This window comes from Nocardia pseudovaccinii, assembly GCF_050942345.1.
Taxonomy (GTDB): domain Bacteria; phylum Actinomycetota; class Actinomycetes; order Mycobacteriales; family Mycobacteriaceae; genus Nocardia; species Nocardia pseudovaccinii.
The window spans coordinates 6,663,423-6,680,438 of sequence record NZ_CP192074.1; the positions used below are offsets into that span (position 1 = coordinate 6,663,423).

13 protein-coding genes are annotated in these 17,016 nt (G+C 64.4%); 5 read left to right on the forward strand and 8 right to left on the reverse strand.

Annotated features, from left to right (window positions below):
• Positions 1 to 2 precede the first annotated feature (2 nt).
• From ACQPZ2_RS29975 to ACQPZ2_RS30005, 7 genes are all read right to left on the reverse strand, one after another.
• The gene (locus tag ACQPZ2_RS29975) at positions 3 to 470 is read right to left on the reverse strand and encodes an IclR family transcriptional regulator (protein WP_433527559.1); all 468 of its coding nucleotides are present in this window, start codon (positions 468 to 470) and stop codon (positions 3 to 5) included.
• A 416-nt stretch (positions 471 to 886) separates the two neighbouring features.
• Positions 887 to 1,564 (reverse strand): GntR family transcriptional regulator, encoded by a 678-nt coding sequence (locus tag ACQPZ2_RS29980; RefSeq protein ID WP_433521524.1) that lies wholly within the window; start codon positions 1,562 to 1,564, stop codon positions 887 to 889.
• Between the two features lie 822 nt (positions 1,565 to 2,386).
• A complete protein-coding gene (locus ACQPZ2_RS29985) occupies positions 2,387 to 4,819 on the reverse strand; it encodes a tyrosine-type recombinase/integrase (RefSeq protein ID WP_433521525.1) in 2,433 nt (810 codons plus the stop codon).
• A 4-nt stretch (positions 4,820 to 4,823) separates the two neighbouring features.
• On the reverse strand, positions 4,824 to 6,041 hold the full coding sequence (locus ACQPZ2_RS29990) for a tyrosine-type recombinase/integrase (RefSeq protein WP_433521526.1): 1,218 nt from the start codon (positions 6,039 to 6,041) through the stop codon (positions 4,824 to 4,826).
• A gap of 198 nt (positions 6,042 to 6,239) precedes the next feature.
• Positions 6,240 to 6,806 (reverse strand): hypothetical protein, encoded by a 567-nt coding sequence (locus tag ACQPZ2_RS29995; RefSeq protein ID WP_433521527.1) that lies wholly within the window; start codon positions 6,804 to 6,806, stop codon positions 6,240 to 6,242.
• A 31-nt stretch (positions 6,807 to 6,837) separates the two neighbouring features.
• A complete protein-coding gene (locus ACQPZ2_RS30000; protein ID WP_433521528.1) occupies positions 6,838 to 9,459 on the reverse strand; it encodes a tyrosine-type recombinase/integrase in 2,622 nt (873 codons plus the stop codon).
• A complete protein-coding gene (locus tag ACQPZ2_RS30005; RefSeq protein WP_433521529.1) occupies positions 9,456 to 10,700 on the reverse strand; it encodes a tyrosine-type recombinase/integrase in 1,245 nt (414 codons plus the stop codon). The genes ACQPZ2_RS30000 and ACQPZ2_RS30005 overlap by 4 nt, the downstream gene beginning before the upstream one ends.
• Positions 10,701 to 10,786: 86 nt before the next feature.
• On the opposite strand from ACQPZ2_RS30005, the gene ACQPZ2_RS30010 reads away from it, so the two are divergent.
• Positions 10,787 to 11,680, forward strand: a complete 894-nt coding sequence (locus ACQPZ2_RS30010) for an IS982 family transposase (RefSeq protein WP_433521530.1) — start codon at positions 10,787 to 10,789, stop codon at positions 11,678 to 11,680.
• Between the two features lie 37 nt (positions 11,681 to 11,717).
• Here ACQPZ2_RS30010 and ACQPZ2_RS30015 read toward each other — a convergent pair whose 3' ends face one another.
• A complete protein-coding gene (locus ACQPZ2_RS30015) occupies positions 11,718 to 12,062 on the reverse strand; it encodes a hypothetical protein (RefSeq protein WP_433521531.1) in 345 nt (114 codons plus the stop codon).
• 114 nt (positions 12,063 to 12,176) lie between these two features.
• Between ACQPZ2_RS30015 and ACQPZ2_RS30020 the strand changes: the two genes are divergently transcribed.
• From ACQPZ2_RS30020 to ACQPZ2_RS30035, 4 genes are all read left to right on the forward strand, one after another.
• Positions 12,177 to 13,325: an IS630 family transposase gene (locus ACQPZ2_RS30020; protein ID WP_433521532.1), complete on the forward strand. Its 1,149-nt coding sequence runs from the start codon at positions 12,177 to 12,179 to the stop codon at positions 13,323 to 13,325.
• Between the two features lie 187 nt (positions 13,326 to 13,512).
• A complete protein-coding gene (locus ACQPZ2_RS30025) occupies positions 13,513 to 14,775 on the forward strand; it encodes an IS701 family transposase (RefSeq protein ID WP_433520731.1) in 1,263 nt (420 codons plus the stop codon).
• Positions 14,776 to 15,029: 254 nt separating this feature from the next.
• Complete coding sequence (locus ACQPZ2_RS30030) at positions 15,030 to 16,244, forward strand: IS110 family transposase (protein ID WP_433527560.1); 1,215 nt, start codon at positions 15,030 to 15,032, stop codon at positions 16,242 to 16,244.
• Positions 16,245 to 16,289: 45 nt separating this feature from the next.
• Positions 16,290 to 16,412: a hypothetical protein gene (locus tag ACQPZ2_RS30035; protein ID WP_433527561.1), complete on the forward strand. Its 123-nt coding sequence runs from the start codon at positions 16,290 to 16,292 to the stop codon at positions 16,410 to 16,412.
• The last annotated feature ends 604 nt before the right edge of the window (positions 16,413 to 17,016 follow it).

The following is a 17,016-nucleotide window of genomic DNA, read 5'->3' on the forward strand; positions in this document are numbered from 1 at the left end:
CGTCAAGGGACGCAACGGCCGATAGAGACAGCCTCCAAAACCTCGGGCGGAGCGAACGCCAGCAGTGCCTTTCCTACGCTGGTGCTGGACAGAGGCAAACGCCCGCCACCCCGGGACGGCACTGCCACGGCACCATGGCCGCGGATCTTCTCAGCGTAGACAACGTCGAGGCCGTTGCGGACTCCCAAGTGGACGGTCTGGCGCGTTGCACCGTACAAATCCTGCAGATACGGCAACGCCACCTCGCGGAGGTCCACCTTCGCCGAGACGAGCTCGCCCAGCTCGAACAACGCGATTCCAAGACGGTAGCCAACCGGCTGTCGCTCGAGTAACCCGATGGCTACCAGCGACTGGGTCAGACGATGCACAGTGGGCTTGGGCAATCCGGTGCGCTCTACCAACACCGAGAGAGTGAGAGTACCTCCGTGCGGATGGAACGCTCGGAGAATTCGAACTCCTCGCTCCAGCATCGTGGAGCGACAATGGCCTTGCGTCACCGCATCATTGTGACCGCTCAAAATCTTCCTGCCAGGAAAACTGGCATGTTTGTTTCAGCGCTTATCCATAATGTTACTTGTCGATGCTACCTCGGTAGCATCCACGTGTCGCGCGCACTGGAGTGGAGCGCGGCGCCCCCACGCGACATCGATACAGATCTCTCGTGCTCTTGGCATCGCGGCGTCGTTGTCGAATGCGCACGAGGGACGACAGAATGCATCGATACGGGTCGCCAGCGGAATCGGCTGAACCACCTAGTCAATCCTGCGCGTCGGTGAGATGCTAGAACAGCAGCCGCTCCGCCCCTCAGGAAGAAGGCCCCTTCGGCGACGCTTCGCCCCGAACGCAGTCTCTCGGCTTCGAACGCCGGCGCCCGGGAGCCGCTTGTTCACCTTTTCTGACCGAGCCGCGGCGAGTGCAGACCCGTAAGCCAAACGGTCATATGCAGCCGAGCGACCGGGCCGTTCTTCTCGCGTATAGCTTCGGTGAGGAGCTTGATTGCATTTCCCTGCCGGCGCAACGTTTCGGGTTCATCCTCCGGAGGAGCGATTGTCATCCCAGCGAATGATGCGAAATCCCAGCTTTGTTCGCAGAGCCGCTCGAGCACCGACGAATGGGCCATTTGCAGAATCACGTCATGATAGCCGCGCATGAGTTGCCTGGCGTGATCATCCCGTGTCACTATCTGGCCGATTTCCCCACACAACGATTCCGCCCAGGCCAACTGTCGGGGCGTCCTGCGTTCAGCAGCCAACGCCGCAACCGAACCTTCCATCTCACCGAAAATGGTGATGAACTCGTTCACAGCACGCGGATCGTACTCAGCGACACGGCAACCTACCTGGGGAGCGATTTCAACGAGCCAGTCTCCAGATAGTCGTCTCATCGCCTCCATGACCGGTTGACGACTCACCTCGAAAGCCTGAGCCAGCTCGTCGACAGGAAGCCATGTCCCCGGCGCGTAATCACCGCTGAGAATCCTGGACTTCACATCGTCGTAGACAGCCACCGCCAAACGCTTGGTCCGATCTTTGCGCCGCCCGCCATCGCGCTCCTTGTACTCCACCACACGTAGAATATTAGCAATATCCCGGCGGGCAACAGGGGGCTCACGTCTCCCACCTTTCTCACCCAACTACTTCCCCGGCGAGCCGAGGCTTGTTAACATGTTACATGTGAACACCTGTAGGCCGCACCACATGACGGGCATTGCCATGGACCAGCTGGCAGACATCGGTGCGGAGTTCACCACGACGTCGGACCGGCACTCCAACGATCGCATGATGTCGTTCTACGTGAGTACGCCGGCAGCGTCGAACTTGAGTCCAGCTGCGGTGTAGGCTTGGTCGAAGCTCGGCGTGGGCAGCAACCAATACGACAGCCCGACGGTGTGGGATACCGCGCCTTTAGGCGTGCCGACCTGAGCTGAATGTAACCCGCTTGTCGACATGCATGCCGCCGGCAGCCGCAGCAAATATTCCAAGTGAAGCTGTACAAGCGGGCCTGAGAAAATTCTTCGCGCGAGATCTTCGGCTCGTATCCATGCCGAGGAGGTGACAGGTATGACGATAGTGGCAGAGCTGATAGTGGTGTTCGGAGCAATGGCATCTGGCGCGTGGCTCATCATTTGGTCATCGACAGGATTCGGCCGAGGTGAAGCAAAGACGCACGACGCCGCTCTCGACTGTGAACCCGAGCATGAAAATGCTTCGGGCGAAGCAGTTCTAACGTGCGCAAATCCAGTAGTCCGAGGGAATTCCGCCTTTGTCAATGGCCACTTTCAGGTGGCTCTGGCGCACTTTCGATGATTTCGTGGGTCAGTCCGCCAGCGGCACGCGGGCGCGGATTCTCTGAACTTTTGTTGATCTTGTGGCCCGGCATCCCGGGTTCATTGGCGTAGCGCAGGAGTTGGGAGGTCGACGACGGTGGGGGTTTGGCGGCGGTCGATCTGGGCGAGTTTGTCGTTGGCGCCGGTGAGGCTGATTCGGAGTCCTTCGACTTCGCCGAGCCAGCCTTCGCGTTCGGCTTCGGCGATGCGGTCGATGAGGTTGTCTCGGATGTCGATGATGCGCGGTCGTTGTGCGGGGTCGGGCCAGTGCATCGGGCAGCGCAGGCAGGGCGTGCTCGTGGATGCAGGGTGTCGAGTAGGCGCGGGCGCAGAGGCGGTGGAGACTTTTCTGCGTTCGAAGTGGCCTAGGAATTCGGTCCATTCGTCGTCGGTGGGGACTCGGTATTCCTCGGTGGGGCGCAGGCTGCGCCTGCGCGCCAGGAACGACAGGTGTGCCTGGATGGCTTCCTCGGGGTAGATCGCTTTGCAGCCCATCGTGACGTTGATGTCGCGGTGCCCGGCGATGACCTGCGCGATGTGTGGTGGCAGGCCGTTGAGGACGCCGTCGGTGATGAAGAGCCTTCGGAAATCGTGGGGTGTGCAGGTGAGTGGTCCGCCGGTAGCTGGGTCGGTCAAGCCCGTGTCGGCCAGCGCCGCGTAGATCATCTTGCGGATGGTGCTGTGGTTGATCGCCCGGTTCTCGGTGCCGAATCGGCGCTGGAACAGCACCGGTGCCGGTGCGCGCCAAAGGCATTCGTGCCAATCGTAGGCCGGGATCAGTGGGACGACACCGGTGTCGTCGCGGATGCGGACGATGACGGCGGACAAAACGTCGGCCAGTTCAGGGCTGACGACTATGAGCCGTTCGGCATCGGTTTTGGAGGGCGCGATCTGCAGCAGCGGCACGATCTCGCCGGTTGTGGGGAGCCGGTATTGGATCAGGCTGTGATGGGTGATCTCCATCAACTCCTCGATCCTGATCCCGGTCAGGCGCAGGACGTTGACCGCGGCCCAGGCCCAGAACGCATACTCTTCTTCGCGGCGCAGGTCTCGTTGGCAGCCATCGGAGTCGATGACCAGCAGCTTTCTCCCGAAAGGCCGCAGCCGCGTCAGCTGTTGTCCCGCGGCGGTGAAACCGGCTTCCGGTTCGACGTTTTCCGCCGTTGCCAGCATTTCCGCGGCAGCCAGTTTCCTCCGCTCGACCGTGGTGACCAGAACCGGGAGGACGGGCAGTCGCTCACGGGTGCGAGCATCCATTCGCGCTTTGCGGTGGCGTTTGGCCTTGCGGTGTTCAACGGCGTTGCGCCCGACCGGGTTCGGCGCGACCCACTGCGCCCAGCGCCCGGGATCTTCCAAGGCCCATTGAGACAGGTCCAGATAGAAGGCCCGGACTTTGACCAGGCACTCGCGAAACGAGATCCGTTGACCGGGACCGCTTGAGCTGCTGGCATTTTCGTCACCGCGGATGGGCCGGGGAATGTCCTGAACTCGCTGGCGCCATTGCGCGGCGACCTCGGGTGGCAGATCGAGGGTGTCGATGCCAGGGTGGTGCAGTTCGATGTCCTTCCAGAACCTGCGGGCGAGATAGTAGGACAGGTCTTTGAGGCTGTTGTAGTCCAGGCTGGGCTGGCGTTCCTTGAGGTAGTCGACCAGCAGGTTCCGGATGGGGCGGCAGGTGAGTTCGTAGCGATCGACCAGCTGTTCGGGCGTCAGTTGGCCGCCGGTGCGTAGTTGCCGAAATCGTTGCGGCGCTTGGTCTCCGAGGAAACCGAGGTCATGCAGAATCTGGTAAAACACCGGGATATCGCGCGGCCAGGCCGTCAATAGGTCGGTTTCGGTATCGACAAGCTCGAGCACGTCTCCGACGGTGATGTCGGCGAGGGTTCCGCCCTTGGCGGCGATGATCACTGCGGCGCGTTGCGCTGTGAATCGCGTTGCCCGGTCGGAGATTCCGGGGTCAGCGTGGCAATAGTCGCGCAGTTTCGAGAATCCGGCGGGATCCCGTTCGAGGGCCAAACCCGCGGCGAGTTCGGATTTGATCGAGGGGGTGATCGCCAGCCAACGCAACGTCGGCCGCAGAATATCGGCGAAGATCAGCACGCGCATCGCTGAGGACAACTCGACAGGCAGCCATTTTGACCGCCGCCCGCGCGCTTCGAGCCAGGTCAGCGGAGCTTGCCGCCATCTCGGGCCCAACAGCTCCGTGCCGCTGTCGAGCCATCGCTGCTGCCAGGTGTCACCGGGCTGATCGGCGAGCCAATCCAGTAGATGTCGCAGCCCGCGAACACGTTTAGCCTGAACGATCGGATTCCCGATCACGAACACCTCGGCGGTTGCCCACCGGAGCGCTTCTTCGCGGCCGTACCCTGCTCGCGGCCAGTCGGTAGGGATCGGGCGTGGCGGGAACCGGGTGCGCATGGCTTCTCGGCCCAGCCGCTGTCCAGTCGAACGCGGCTGCGGCGGCGCAGCGGCCGGGGCAACGGTCGCGGCCATCAGATCACCGCCCCCCGAACAGCACGTTCAACGAGTCCGGTCGATAGCCTGATGCCGGTGGCGGGGCGGTCCGCGCGGCGGCCTGCCGGGTTTGCTCGGCATGATGGGCCAGCACTCGGCGGATCACATCCTCCTTGCGCGGTGTCAAATAGATTTGCGTGGTGGTCAATTGGGCATGACCCAAAACGAACTGGACATCGGTCAGCGGCAGGCCGGGGTCCTCGGCCATCCGGTAGGCCGCGGTATGCCGCAACGCGTGCAAGGTCGCTGTGCTGCCCGCCGCGGCGTTGACTCGTTCGAACATCCGATGCGCCGCGTGGTAAGTCAGCGGCCGGATCGGCCGGCGCAGCGTCCACCACAACGGCAGCCGCTTACCCTTCGGGATCATCTCACCCATCTCGACCTGGTAGAGCCGCAACCAGACGAACGCATCCGGAGAAGCCGGCAACTCCTGGAGTTCGCGAGTTCCCTTGCGCACCACTGCAATCAACTGCCGCCCCGGATCGGTGCCACCCTGTCTCGCCGACAACAACTCCGACGCTCTGGCCCCCGTGGAGACGTAGAACGCGACCAACGCCCGATCCCGATGCGACCGCAGCCGAGCGAAGATCTCGTTGAACTCCTCGTCGGGTATCGAGCGTGGGAGGCGTTTCGGAACCCGGGGCCGATAGAGCCCGGACCGCTGGTCTCCGAACAGCTCCATTGGATTGTGGTGCGCGTGCGCGCGTGCCTCTCGCCGTGCGCGAACCAGCGGAAACGGATTGATCAGGACCGGTCCGGAGGCGACGCTCAGGTGGAAATCGTAGAAGCAACGCAACACCGTCTCGCTATGCGCACGCACCGACGCTGCATAAGGCTTCCCCGAAGATGCTGGTGGCGAGGCGTTTTCGTTGCGCCAATGGGGTCGGAGCGGCTTGCCCGCGATCATCAACCACCGGCAGAAATCCCGTGCCTCAACCCGGGTGGCACGATCCCAGCACACCTCGATCGCCCACAAGAACCGGAACCAACGCAGCAGGTCCAATCCATACGAGCGGACCGTAGCCCGACTACGCCCAGCCGCCTGCAACTCACGAAAGAACGACGCCACCCCCTCGACCGCCGCCCCCTCGCGATCGACCAGACGATAGGGCTCCCACCGATCAGCCGTCGCAACCAACGCCCCAGCCGCCGGAACGACCAACGCCGCCAGATCCCGCTGCTCTTCCTCGCCTGAAACCATGGGCAGCGACCGTAGACCACCAACCCCCGCTCTGTCTCCTGAACTGCGACAACAAGTTCGATAGTTCAGTCAATAAGAAGGAGGTCGAAGTTGGCTCGGCCGTACATGGTTCGCTTAGCGCCCGATTTTCGGGTTTCGGCTCTGTTTATGCTGTTCAGACAGTGGTGAACGTGTCCGCGATGCGCGGTCTGGGTGTCGTTACTGGCAGAACATTTGGGTGACGTTGCGTTCGCGTTCGCGCTTGACGTTGGCGCGTGCGCCGTCGAGGGACCGGCGCAGGGTGCGGTTCTCGGCGGTGGTTTTGGCGAGGTTGTCGTTGAGCGTCACGAGAAGTGTTCTGAGCTTGTCGTTTTCGTCGATGAGGTGGTTTCCTTCGGGGTCGTAGAGTTGCCCGGTCAGGTCGCTGATGCGGGCGTCTCGGTCCTTGATCGCGGCGCGGAGCGAGGCGGCGAGTGCTTCGGCGTTGAGGGCGCGTTCGCGCCAGGACGCGGTGTCCGCGTCGAGGGCCTGCTCGGCGCGTGCGGCGCTGGCGGTCTGGGAGGCATCCCGGGCGGTCAGGACTGCCTGGGTCAGTTCGGGGCGGCGTTTGTCGTAGATGAAGGTCCTGCCGACGCCGGCCAGGTCGCAGATGTTGTCGATGGTGAACGGTGCGCCGGTCTTGGTGAGTTTGGTCAGGGCCTTGCGGACTCGTTTCTCGCAGTCGGTGCTGGTGCGGGATCTCTGGTCGATCGCTTCGACGGGTCGGCGACGGGTGTTGGGTGCCAAAGGGTTTGGACTTTCTGGTCGGGTGCTGTGGTCAGGCGGTTTCACTGGGTGAGTTCGGTTGCCTCAGGTGGAATCCGGTGGAGAACAGCGGGTCGAAGTAGTCGTGGACCGGGCTGCGCAGGTCCAGCTGTTCGGCGGCTTCGAGCAGGCCGAGCTCGTCGAGTGCTTGGCGCAGGCCGGTGAGCACGGGTTCCCAGGGTTCCCATTGGTTGAGGATGTAGTCGCGGGCCTGGTCGGTGGGCGCTCCTTCGGCGAAGTGGGCTGCCGCGTCGCGTTTGCGTTCCCAGTAGGCCAGGTCTGCGCCGGTGAGTACGAAGTGCTCGCAGGGGCCTTTCGGGCCGTCGCTGCAGTTCTTGCCGTAGGGGCAGGACGCGCCGCCCACGACCGGGCCGTAGCGGCAGAGACCGTGCTCGACAGGCACCACGCTCAGGTCGATCCGGGCCGCCGCGGCGGCGGGATTGTCGGCTTTCAGCTCGGTGGGGCGCAGCAGGATGGTGCCGGGCTTGTCCATCCCGGGCCCGGCCGCCCAGATCCGTTGCAGGTGCCGGGACATGGTGTCGTCGCTGTAGCTGGCGTAGTGGGCCAGCGCTTTCTCGGAGAAATGCCCAAGCAACTGCCGGACCAGTGCCGGTGGGGCGCCGTTGTTCAGCAGTGAGGTGGCCAGCGTCGCCCGGGTCTGGTGCGAGGTGACCGAGCTGAGCCCCAGTCCTTGCAGCCATTCGTTGAACAGGTCACGGAACCAGGCCGCCGAGGCGAACAGCGTCAGGTCGTAGTTGGCGTTCGTGCGGGGAAACAGCGGCATCTCGCGTTCCCAGGAGGCTTCCAGACGAGTCCGTCCGTGCTCGTCGAGGCCGGCCAATTCGTCGCGGTAGCGGGTGCGCAGTCTGGCTCGGGTGATCTTCTGCCGTTGGAGCAGGCGTTCGTAAACCGGTAGGTAGCAAGGCATCCCGTAGTCGACGACACCGGCCTTGGCGATATCACGCCAGATATAGGGTTGAGCGGCGCCGACGATCCCGAGGCAGCCGAGCCGGAGCCCGAGTGTCTCGACGATCCGGCCTCCTTGGAATGCGTGGGTGAGCCAGATATCGGACAGACCGGCGTTCTCGATATCGAGAGCGTCGAGAGCCTGCAAGCTCTCCGGTGCGACCAGCAGCTGGAAGTCGCCGTAGCTCAACGGCCGTGGCCTCGGATTCTTCTGCGGGACAGGGTATTCCGGCAGGCTGAGGATGAACGGATCGAGTTCGGCGGCGGTGCGGCCTCGAGCGCGGGCATCGCGCAGGACGATACGGACTGCGGACATGAGAACCTGCCGTGTCGATGCGCTGAACACCCGCGGCTGGTCGTAGGGCGTGACCACCGGCAGCGGAATCTTCTCCTGGAACCACAGGTCCCAGGTCTGCTTGACCGTTTCCGCGTCGGCCTTGCCCAATGCCTGTGGGTTCTCACCGCGGTCGCCTCGGTTCTGTTCGAGCACGGCCGACAAGAGCCCGATGCCGCCGAGCCGGTAGTAGATGGTCTGGGCTGTAGGGCCCTTGCCAGCGGGTTTGAGCGCTTCGTCGCGCAGATGATCCCAGAGGACATCGCGAAGCCAGCGTTGTTTCACCGGGGTGAGGTCCCAAGGCCTTCGCCGGCAGACCCCTCCCGCGTCGCGAAACGGTGCCGCACCGACCAGGATCGGGTCGAACCACCCGGCGGCTCTGGCCGAGTCGGCGGTGAACATGAGGCTTCGAGCCGCAGAGACCAAGGCCAGCAACACATACCGCAGATTCCGGATGTTCGCAGCTGCTATCTCGGCGACCTTTGGATCGCTGAGCGAGCGAACCCCCGCCGAGGCCAGCATCTCGACGATCGTCCGAAGGACCGATGGCCGCCACTGGGCGCGCCAGGCGAGCTGAGCATGCCGATGCAGGGCGTATCGGATCTCGCGTTGCAGGCCGGTCGGCAACGCAGCAAGTGACAGCAGGCCCCGGGCGCTGGGCGGCAACGTGGAGGCGACGACGGTCGGATCGCCGAAGAACGCTTCCCATTCCGCGGCGGGCCGCGACGCTTCCGGGCGTTTCGGGCAGTTCCTCAGGTGCTGGGCATGGTTGTTGCAGAGTGCCTGCTCGACCCCGCCGAGGGCCATGTTCGTGACCTTGTCGTGGACACAGCGATCGATCGCGCATTGCCCCACCTGTGGCAGCGGCTTCTGCCTTGGGCGCCAATTGCTTTCGCTCGTCCCCTTGGCCTGGGCCTTGCGCAACGAATTGAAGTGGGATCGGCAGTAGCCTCGAGCCACCTGCTCCCGTTCGCAGTCACCCACCGCGCAGCCAGGGCCGCGCACCAGCGCCCAACCGAAGGTTTTCGACCGGTTCGGCTCGGCAGCGGCGATGAATGCCTCATAGGAGACACTGCCCTTGACCTGGTCGTATCGACGTGCATGGTCGACGCAGAGCTGGGCTGACGGCGCGGTCGCGTGCATCCCGGCCTCACAGTCTTCGACACGGCAGTGCCAGCCGTAGGTGGAGTGGTGCGGCGGAAACTCGATCGGCTCCGCTCGCAGCCAGTCCGGGAACTGCTGGCTGACGATCTCGTAGCGTCGCTGCGAGTCCAGACCCAGATACTCGGCCGCCGTGGCCGCAACGGAGGTCAAGGTGTTGTCCGGGGCGGTCACGAGTCGGCTCCGGGGGTCTGTTGCGGTGCAAGATAGGGCTCGGCCGGTGGGCGGGCGGTGGCGTCCCACGCCTGTTGCAGGAACTTCATCGCGTGCCGGTTGGCCGACTTTCCGTAGACGTCGGTAACCATGGATGGGCTGGACCAGCCGAATTCCTGGGCCACCAGTTCGGCGTTGAAATCGGACTCGGCATAGAGCGCGGCCGCGGCCTTGTGCCGGAAGGAATGCGGAACCACGCGAATATTCAGGCCAGCGCGAGAACAGGCCCGGCGCAACATCTTTCGGACACCACCGGTATGCAGCGCTGCGCCGGCACTGTTGCCGGTGAGGTGGATCAGGATCTGCTCGTGGTCGACCAGGTGCTGGATCGGGCCGAATTCGTCGAGTAGGTAGGCGTAGAACGTGCTGATCATGTCGGCCGAGACCGCGCGGATCACCCCGTCGACGGTGTAGCCGTCGCGGGCAGCGATCGCTGGGACGTAGGACTTCGCGCGAGCCAGGTTGGGGTTGTCGTCGCGGCCGACGACGTGGACATGCGGGTCGGCGCGCTGCCCGCAGGGGTGGTTCCGGGTCAGATGCAGGTCGCAGAACCGCAACCCACAGAGCCCGCCGACGCGCAGACCACCGTCGTGCAACCAGCTCACGATCATGACGTCCCGGGCAGTCCTGAGAACCCCGGGCTCGAACAACGCCTCGACGACCTCGTCCGGCAGAAACCGCGGCCGACGCGAACCCTTGTGCGGGGCAAGAGGATTCGACTCGACCGGCCGCCGGCCACGACGGGTGAAACTGCGCCCAGAGGTCAACGCCTCGATCAGATCCGGCCGGACCTCACCGGTCACTCGCAGCGCCAGGTAGTAGGCCTTCACCACCGTCGCGACGTTGCCCGCAGCCGACGGGCCCAGCGGCTTCTGACCCGGACGGCGCCAGACCAGGCCGTAGACACCGTCGGCCCGGCCGGTCACGCCGTTCATGTAGCGGCGCAGGTCATCGAAGGTGACCGTGTCCGGGCCGCGGTTGTTCACGTACAGCCAGTTCAGGTGATCGACCAGGCTGTAGGCGTAGGTCTCCTGTGTCGAGGTCCCGTACCTGGTCAGCACCGCCAGCGACGGACGGTGCACCTCGCCGGACGGGGTGAAGATCCAATGCGACATGCGGCCGTCGCGGTGGCGAACCTTCTGGACCGTGAACCGGTCAAGATCCGCAGCCGATGTGGACGTGGGCGTAGCGAATGTAGGCATCAATCCCTGTTCGCCACAGGCTAGACGAGTAAGTCCGAAGTCCCGGCGTTGCCTGGACATGGACGGAGGGCGCCGAAGACCATTGTGTGACGAACGACCTTGACGCCCTCCTGACCGCACTGTACGTGAAAATCGACGATGAATTGGCGGGTCCACGCTGGACGGGGCGGCCACCGGTGCTGACCGACTCGGAACTGGTGTGCCTGGCGGTGGCCCAGTCGCTGCTCGGATTCACCTCCGAATCGCACTGGCTGCGCTACGCCCGCAAGCATCTGACCGGGATGTTCCCGTACCTGCCACAGCAGTCCGGGTACAACAAGCGGCTGCGCAACGCGTTGGGACTGGTCAAGCGGGTGATCCGAATGCTGGCTCGCGCCAGCGATTTCTGGCTCGACGACTGCTGGATCGTGGACTCGACTCCGGTGCCGTGTGGCATGTCCCGACCCACGGTGAAGCGGTCGGAGCTGGCCGGGTGGGCCGGCTACGGCTACTGCGCTTCCCACTCCCGCTTCTACTGGGGGCTGAAACTGTATCTGGTGTGTACCCCGGCCGGAATGCCGATCCTGTGGGCCCTAGCAGACCCGAAAATCGGTGAACGCGAGGTGCTTTCGGCCATGCTCGACGTCGATTCAGCTGTAGCCGCTGAGCACGAGGGCATCCTGTTGATCTGCGATAAGGGCTTCGCGGGCCGTGAGTTCGAAACACTGGTGGGCGAGTACGGGATCACCATGCTTCGCCCGTCCCGCAAGGACGAGAAAACCCGATACGGTGAGCCGTTACTGAAAAAGGTCCGCCAGTTGATCGAGTCGGTCAACGACACTCTCAAAGGCCAGCTCGACCTGGAAGACCACGGCGGACATTCCTACCAGGGCGTGGCGATCCGCGTTGCCCAGCGCATCCTGGCGATGGCCACCGCGATCTGGCACAACACCCTGATCGGCGCACCAATCACCCGGTCGCTGATCGCTTACGATCACTGACCGGCCTTCGGACTTACTCGTCTATTGGGTGCGCCCGTTAGTTCGTCGGGGGTTGCCAGGCGGTGGGGTCGTTGAGGTAGAGGCCGCAGGCGCAGTCGAGGGCCTCGGCTGGGGTGCCGGTGGGCAGGCCGCTGGGCAGGATGGAGTCCTCGTAGGTGTCGCGGCTGGCCAGGTAGATGGCGAATCCCCAGGTGGTGGCGGACCCGCCGTAGCGCAGCCGGAACATTGGCATGGTTGTGCCGTCGGCGAGTTCGCCGGTGATGTAGGCGAATTGGCCGCGGTGACGGACCTGCAAGCCGGTCAGCTGCGGCCAGCGTTCACCTGCTCGGGCCAGTAGTCGCTGTCGTAGCGAGGTCTTGGTCGATTCCGGTGGCGAGGCCATGCCTGTGAGCTTTTCAGGTGCTCCGACGGCGTGTCCACCCGGCCTGGCATCCACGATCGGTCAGAGTTCTCCTGGCTCAATAGTGTTGAGGGACAAGGGAATTTGATTTTGGCGATGCTCAGCCCGTATGTCGTGCGCCTGTCCGCGGAGCAACGGTCGGAGTTGGCGGGGATCACCCGCCGGGCAACGGCGGCGCACCGGCAGGTGTTGCGGGCGCGGATCGTGCTCGCTGCCGCCGACGGGGCGTCCAACACTGAGATCGCGCGCAGCCTCGGAATCCACGCTGACACAGCCCGGAAGTGGCGTAAACGATTCTGCCGCAATGGAATCGATGGATTGACTGACCGCGCCCGCAGTGGGCGGCCCCGAGTGTTCGCCGCCGAAATCGTCGCCGAGGTCAAGGCCCTGGCCTGTGAACTGCCCGGCGAGGCCGAGGTGCCGTTGACCCGTTGGAGTTGTCCGGAATTGGCTCGCGAGGCCGTGACCAGGGGAATCGTCGATCAGGTCTCGGCCTCGACGGTGCGCAGGTGGCTGGCCGCCGACGCGATCAAACCGTGGCAGCATCGGTCCTGGATCTTTCCCCGCGACCCCTACTTCGCGGAGAAAGCCGCACGCGCACTCGACCTCTACGCCCGGGTCTGGGAAAACGAACCACTCGGCGAGCACGACTTCGTGTTGTCGGCCGACGAGAAACCCGGTGTCCAGGCCCGACACCGCAAGTATCCCAGCTTGGCGCCGGCCGCTGGTCGCCCGATGCGAGTCGAATCGGAGTACTCCCGTTACGGCACCCTGGCCTACTTCGCCGCCTACGACGTGCACCGCGCCCACGTCATCGGCCGCTGCGAACCGACCACCGGCATCGAACCCTTCACCCGGCTCACCGACCAGGTCATGACCCAAGAACCCTACGCCAGCGCTCGGCGCGTGTTCTGGATCGTGGACAACGGTGCCTCCCACCGCAATTGGGCCGCCGCGAAACGATTGAACGACGCCTACCCCAACGCCCACATGATCCACCTGCCAGTGCACGCCTCCTGGTTGAACCAGGTGGAAATCTACTTCTCCGCCGTCCAACGCAAAGCGCTCACACCCGACGATTTTCCCGACCTCGACACCCTCACCACCCGCCTGCTGGCCTTCCAGAACCGCTACAACACCGCCGCTCGCCCATTCGACTGGACCTTCACCCGCTCCGACCTCAACAACCTGCTCGACCGCCTCGGCCGCCACTATCCCCACACCCCACAGCCGCTTGCCGCCTAATGGGAGGCGATCGGCGAGCCTACGACTGGGCGTGAACAGTCGGGGCCAGGCTGATCAACCGAGCCGCCGGTCGGTGAGCACTTCTGCCACCTGGAGTGCTGTCCGATTCCTAGTAGGACTTTGTTAGGTCAGTCACTATGGAGTGTGTCGGCTCGAGTTCCGGCGTGTTTCTCGAGACCATGGCGGGGTGGATGCGGTAGGTCTGGGCGAGGTCGGTGAACACCTCGATTCCTTTGTGGGCGAGGTGTTCTCGTCGCTGGCGCGTAAGGACCGGGTGGCCACGGCCGGGGTGTATGTGCGTGGGGTGATGCTGGACGGCAAACGCAAGTCGATGCAGCCGATGGCCGAGCGGTTGGGGTGCGATCATCAGCGGTTGCAGCAGTTCGTGACCTCCTCGCCGTGGGATGTGGTGCCGGTGCGGAAGGTGTTGTCGCGCAAGGCGTGTGAGGTGATCACACCGCAGGCGTGGGCGGTCGATGACACCGGGTTCGCCAAGGACGGTGACGCCTCGCCGTGCGTGGCCCGCCAGTATTCGGGCACCCTGGGCAAGGTCGGCAACTGCCAGGTCGCGGTCAGTGTGCATGCGGTGACCGACCACGCCTCCGCACCCCTGAACTGGCGGTTGTTCCTGCCCGCCAGCTGGGACTATCGGGCCGCGGGCGACGCGGAGCAGAAAGCGGCGATCACCGCGCGTCGGGCGAAGGCCGCGATCCCCGGCAACGAGCACCACCGCCGCAAGTGGGAACAAGCCCTGGAGATGATCGATGAACTGCTCGCCTGGGGCCGCACCCTGCCGCCGGTGATCGTCGCCGACGCCGGCTACGGCGACGCCACCGAATTCCGGCAAGGACTCACCGACCGCGGCTTGGCCTACGTCGTCGCCGTCAAAGCCACCACCAGCATCCACCCCGGCGATGCCATACCGGTGACACCACCATGGTGCGGTAACGGGCGCCCGCCGAAATCCCACTACCCCGACCCGCCGACGACATGCAAAGACCTCGTCATGACCGCCGGTCGCCACGCACTGCAGGAGGTGACCTGGCGCCACGGCACCAAAACCGGTCCCGCCAACCCGGCCGCCGCGATGCGCTCGCAGTTCACCGCGGCCCAGGTCCGGCCCGCCAACCGCACCATCGCCCGCGCCGTCGACGGCAGCCTGCCCGAACTCTGGCTTGTCGCCGAATGGCCGTCGGGTGCAACCGAGCCCACCGACTACTGGCTGTCCACCCTGCCCGCCGACACCCCGATCACCGAACTGGTCCGGCTGGCAAAGATCCGCTGGCGCATCGAGCACGACTACCGCGAACTCAAAGACGCCCTCGGCCTCGACCATTTCGAGGGCCGCTCCTGGCTCGGCTGGCACCACCACACCACCCTCGTCACCGCCGCCCACCTGTTCCTCACCACGCTGCGGCTGACCAGCCCAAAAGCATCCGGGCAGGACTGACCCTCTACGGCATCGTCCGCGAAATCCAACGCGCACTTGCCATCTGGATCGGCACCTGCCCGCTCTGCCACCACACCTTCCCGACCTAACAAAGTCCTACTAGGGTTAGATCGTGCCCCGGCCGGTCGGTGAGGCTGCTTGTAGCGCTGATGGGGTGTCGTGCCGGGTTGAGCACTGATCCATTAGGTCGCCGCCGGGTCGCCTTGGGCTCGAACACATTTCCGTTGATCCGCATGAGGAAGAGGGGTGATCCGTTGATCTTCGTCGGCGATGACTGGGCCGAAGATCACCACGACGTCCACATCATGAACGAGAACGGCAAACGGCTGGCCTCACGGCGCCTGCCCGAGGGACTAGCAGGCATCAGCATCTTCCACGACCTGGTGGCCGCCCATGCGGCCGATCCGCGTGAGGTCGTGATCGGCATCGAAACCGACCGGGGTTTGTGGGTCGACGCGCTGGCCACCAGCGGCTATCAGGTGTATGCGATCAACCCGCTCGCGGTCGCCCGCTACCGCGACCGCCATCACGTTTCCGGGGCGAAATCCGATGCCGGAGACGCGAAACTGCTCGCCGATCTGGTACGCACCGACCGGCATAACCACCGCCCGATCGCCGGTGACAGCCCCGAAGCCGAGGCGATCAAGGTCCTCGCCCGCGGACACCAGAACCTGATCTGGGCACGTAACCGGCACACCAACGCCCTGCGGTCGGCGCTGCGCGAGTACTTCCCGGCCGCGCTGGAGGCTTTCGATGATCTGGCCTGCCGTGACGCACTCGCCGTGCTCGGGCGCGCACCCAGCCCGGCCGAAGGCGCCCGGCTGAGTATGTCCGCGATCCAGGCCACGCTCAAACGTGCTGGGCGCCAACGCAATATCGAACAACGTGCCCAGCAGATCCAGGCCGCGCTACGCACCGAACATCTGCACACGACCGACGCAATCACCACCGCGTTCGCCGCCACCACCCGCGCCGCGGTCGGCATCATCACCGAGATCAACACCGCGATCAGCGAACTCGAAACCGCGCTCGCGTCACATTTTGAGACACACCCGGACGCCGGAATCTACCTCTCCCTGCCAGGACTCGGTGTCATCCTCGGCGCCCGGGTGCTCGGTGAGTTCGGGGACGACCCGAACCGCTACACCACCGCCAAGTCTCGCAAAAACTACGCCGGAACCTCACCATTGACCGTCGCATCCGGCAGAAAACGCGCCGTACTCGCCCGCCACCGGCGACTCTACGACGCCATCGACGCCTGGGCCTTCTGCACCCTGCAGAACAGCCCCGGCGCCCGCACCTACTACGACCAGCGACGCACCGCCGGAGACCTGCACCACCAAGCCCTGCGCGCCCTCGGAAACCGCCTCGTCGGCATCCTCCACGGATGCCTTCGCCACCACACCCCCTACAACGAAGAAACCGCCTGGGCACACCGACAAACCAACCGAAACACCGAAGCCGCTTGACAACCTACGGTCCTGGGATGTCTAACCCCCGACTATCACTCACTCCTGCGGCCTGGCGGTGGAAGCGGAGTACCGATCGGTGGTGTCCCTGGTGCGCGCCCCGCGAACGTAGTAGTTCCACGCCCCGGGGTCGCCGGTCGCGATGCAGTCGTTGCAGCGACGGACTGAACGCCGAGGAGGGTGACGAATGCGAACTCTTCACCGATCGCAAATCGTGTGCAAACAGACCGATTCGCCTACAACACCGAGCACAGTATTCCGAGGTCAGTCATGAACTCACGGACCGGACAGGCAACAGCTGTCAGAACAATTCAGCAAAGGCGTTCCCCGGAGAAACCCCAACCCCGCCACAGTCAAGACCCGAAGGCGCGTAGCGGGAGAGACTACAGTGCACACTGGATGCGAAGGTCACTGAGCCAGTTGCATTTTCTCCGTTCGACACGCTCAGTCGACACGGAGGCAGGGCTGAAAATCGAGTTAGCCATCCGCTGGGCACCTTTCGGAGGCGGCAGCACCGGGGACCTGCTCGTTGCGTTCGGAGTACATCGGGAGCGCTTCCTGGAATTGCTCTGTGGGAGTCTCGAACCTTGCCGAATTGACACAGAGGAAACCCGATGGCTCAAGCACGAACTCGTGAACTCGCTGACATCTGCGTGGCAGGTCGACAGCGACGACACCTCGATGCCGTGCTGAAATCCACTGGGGGGCAAGGAGTAACGGCGCACGATGACGTCCACGTGCGGATTTGGCTGGGTGGACAAGCGTTCGACTT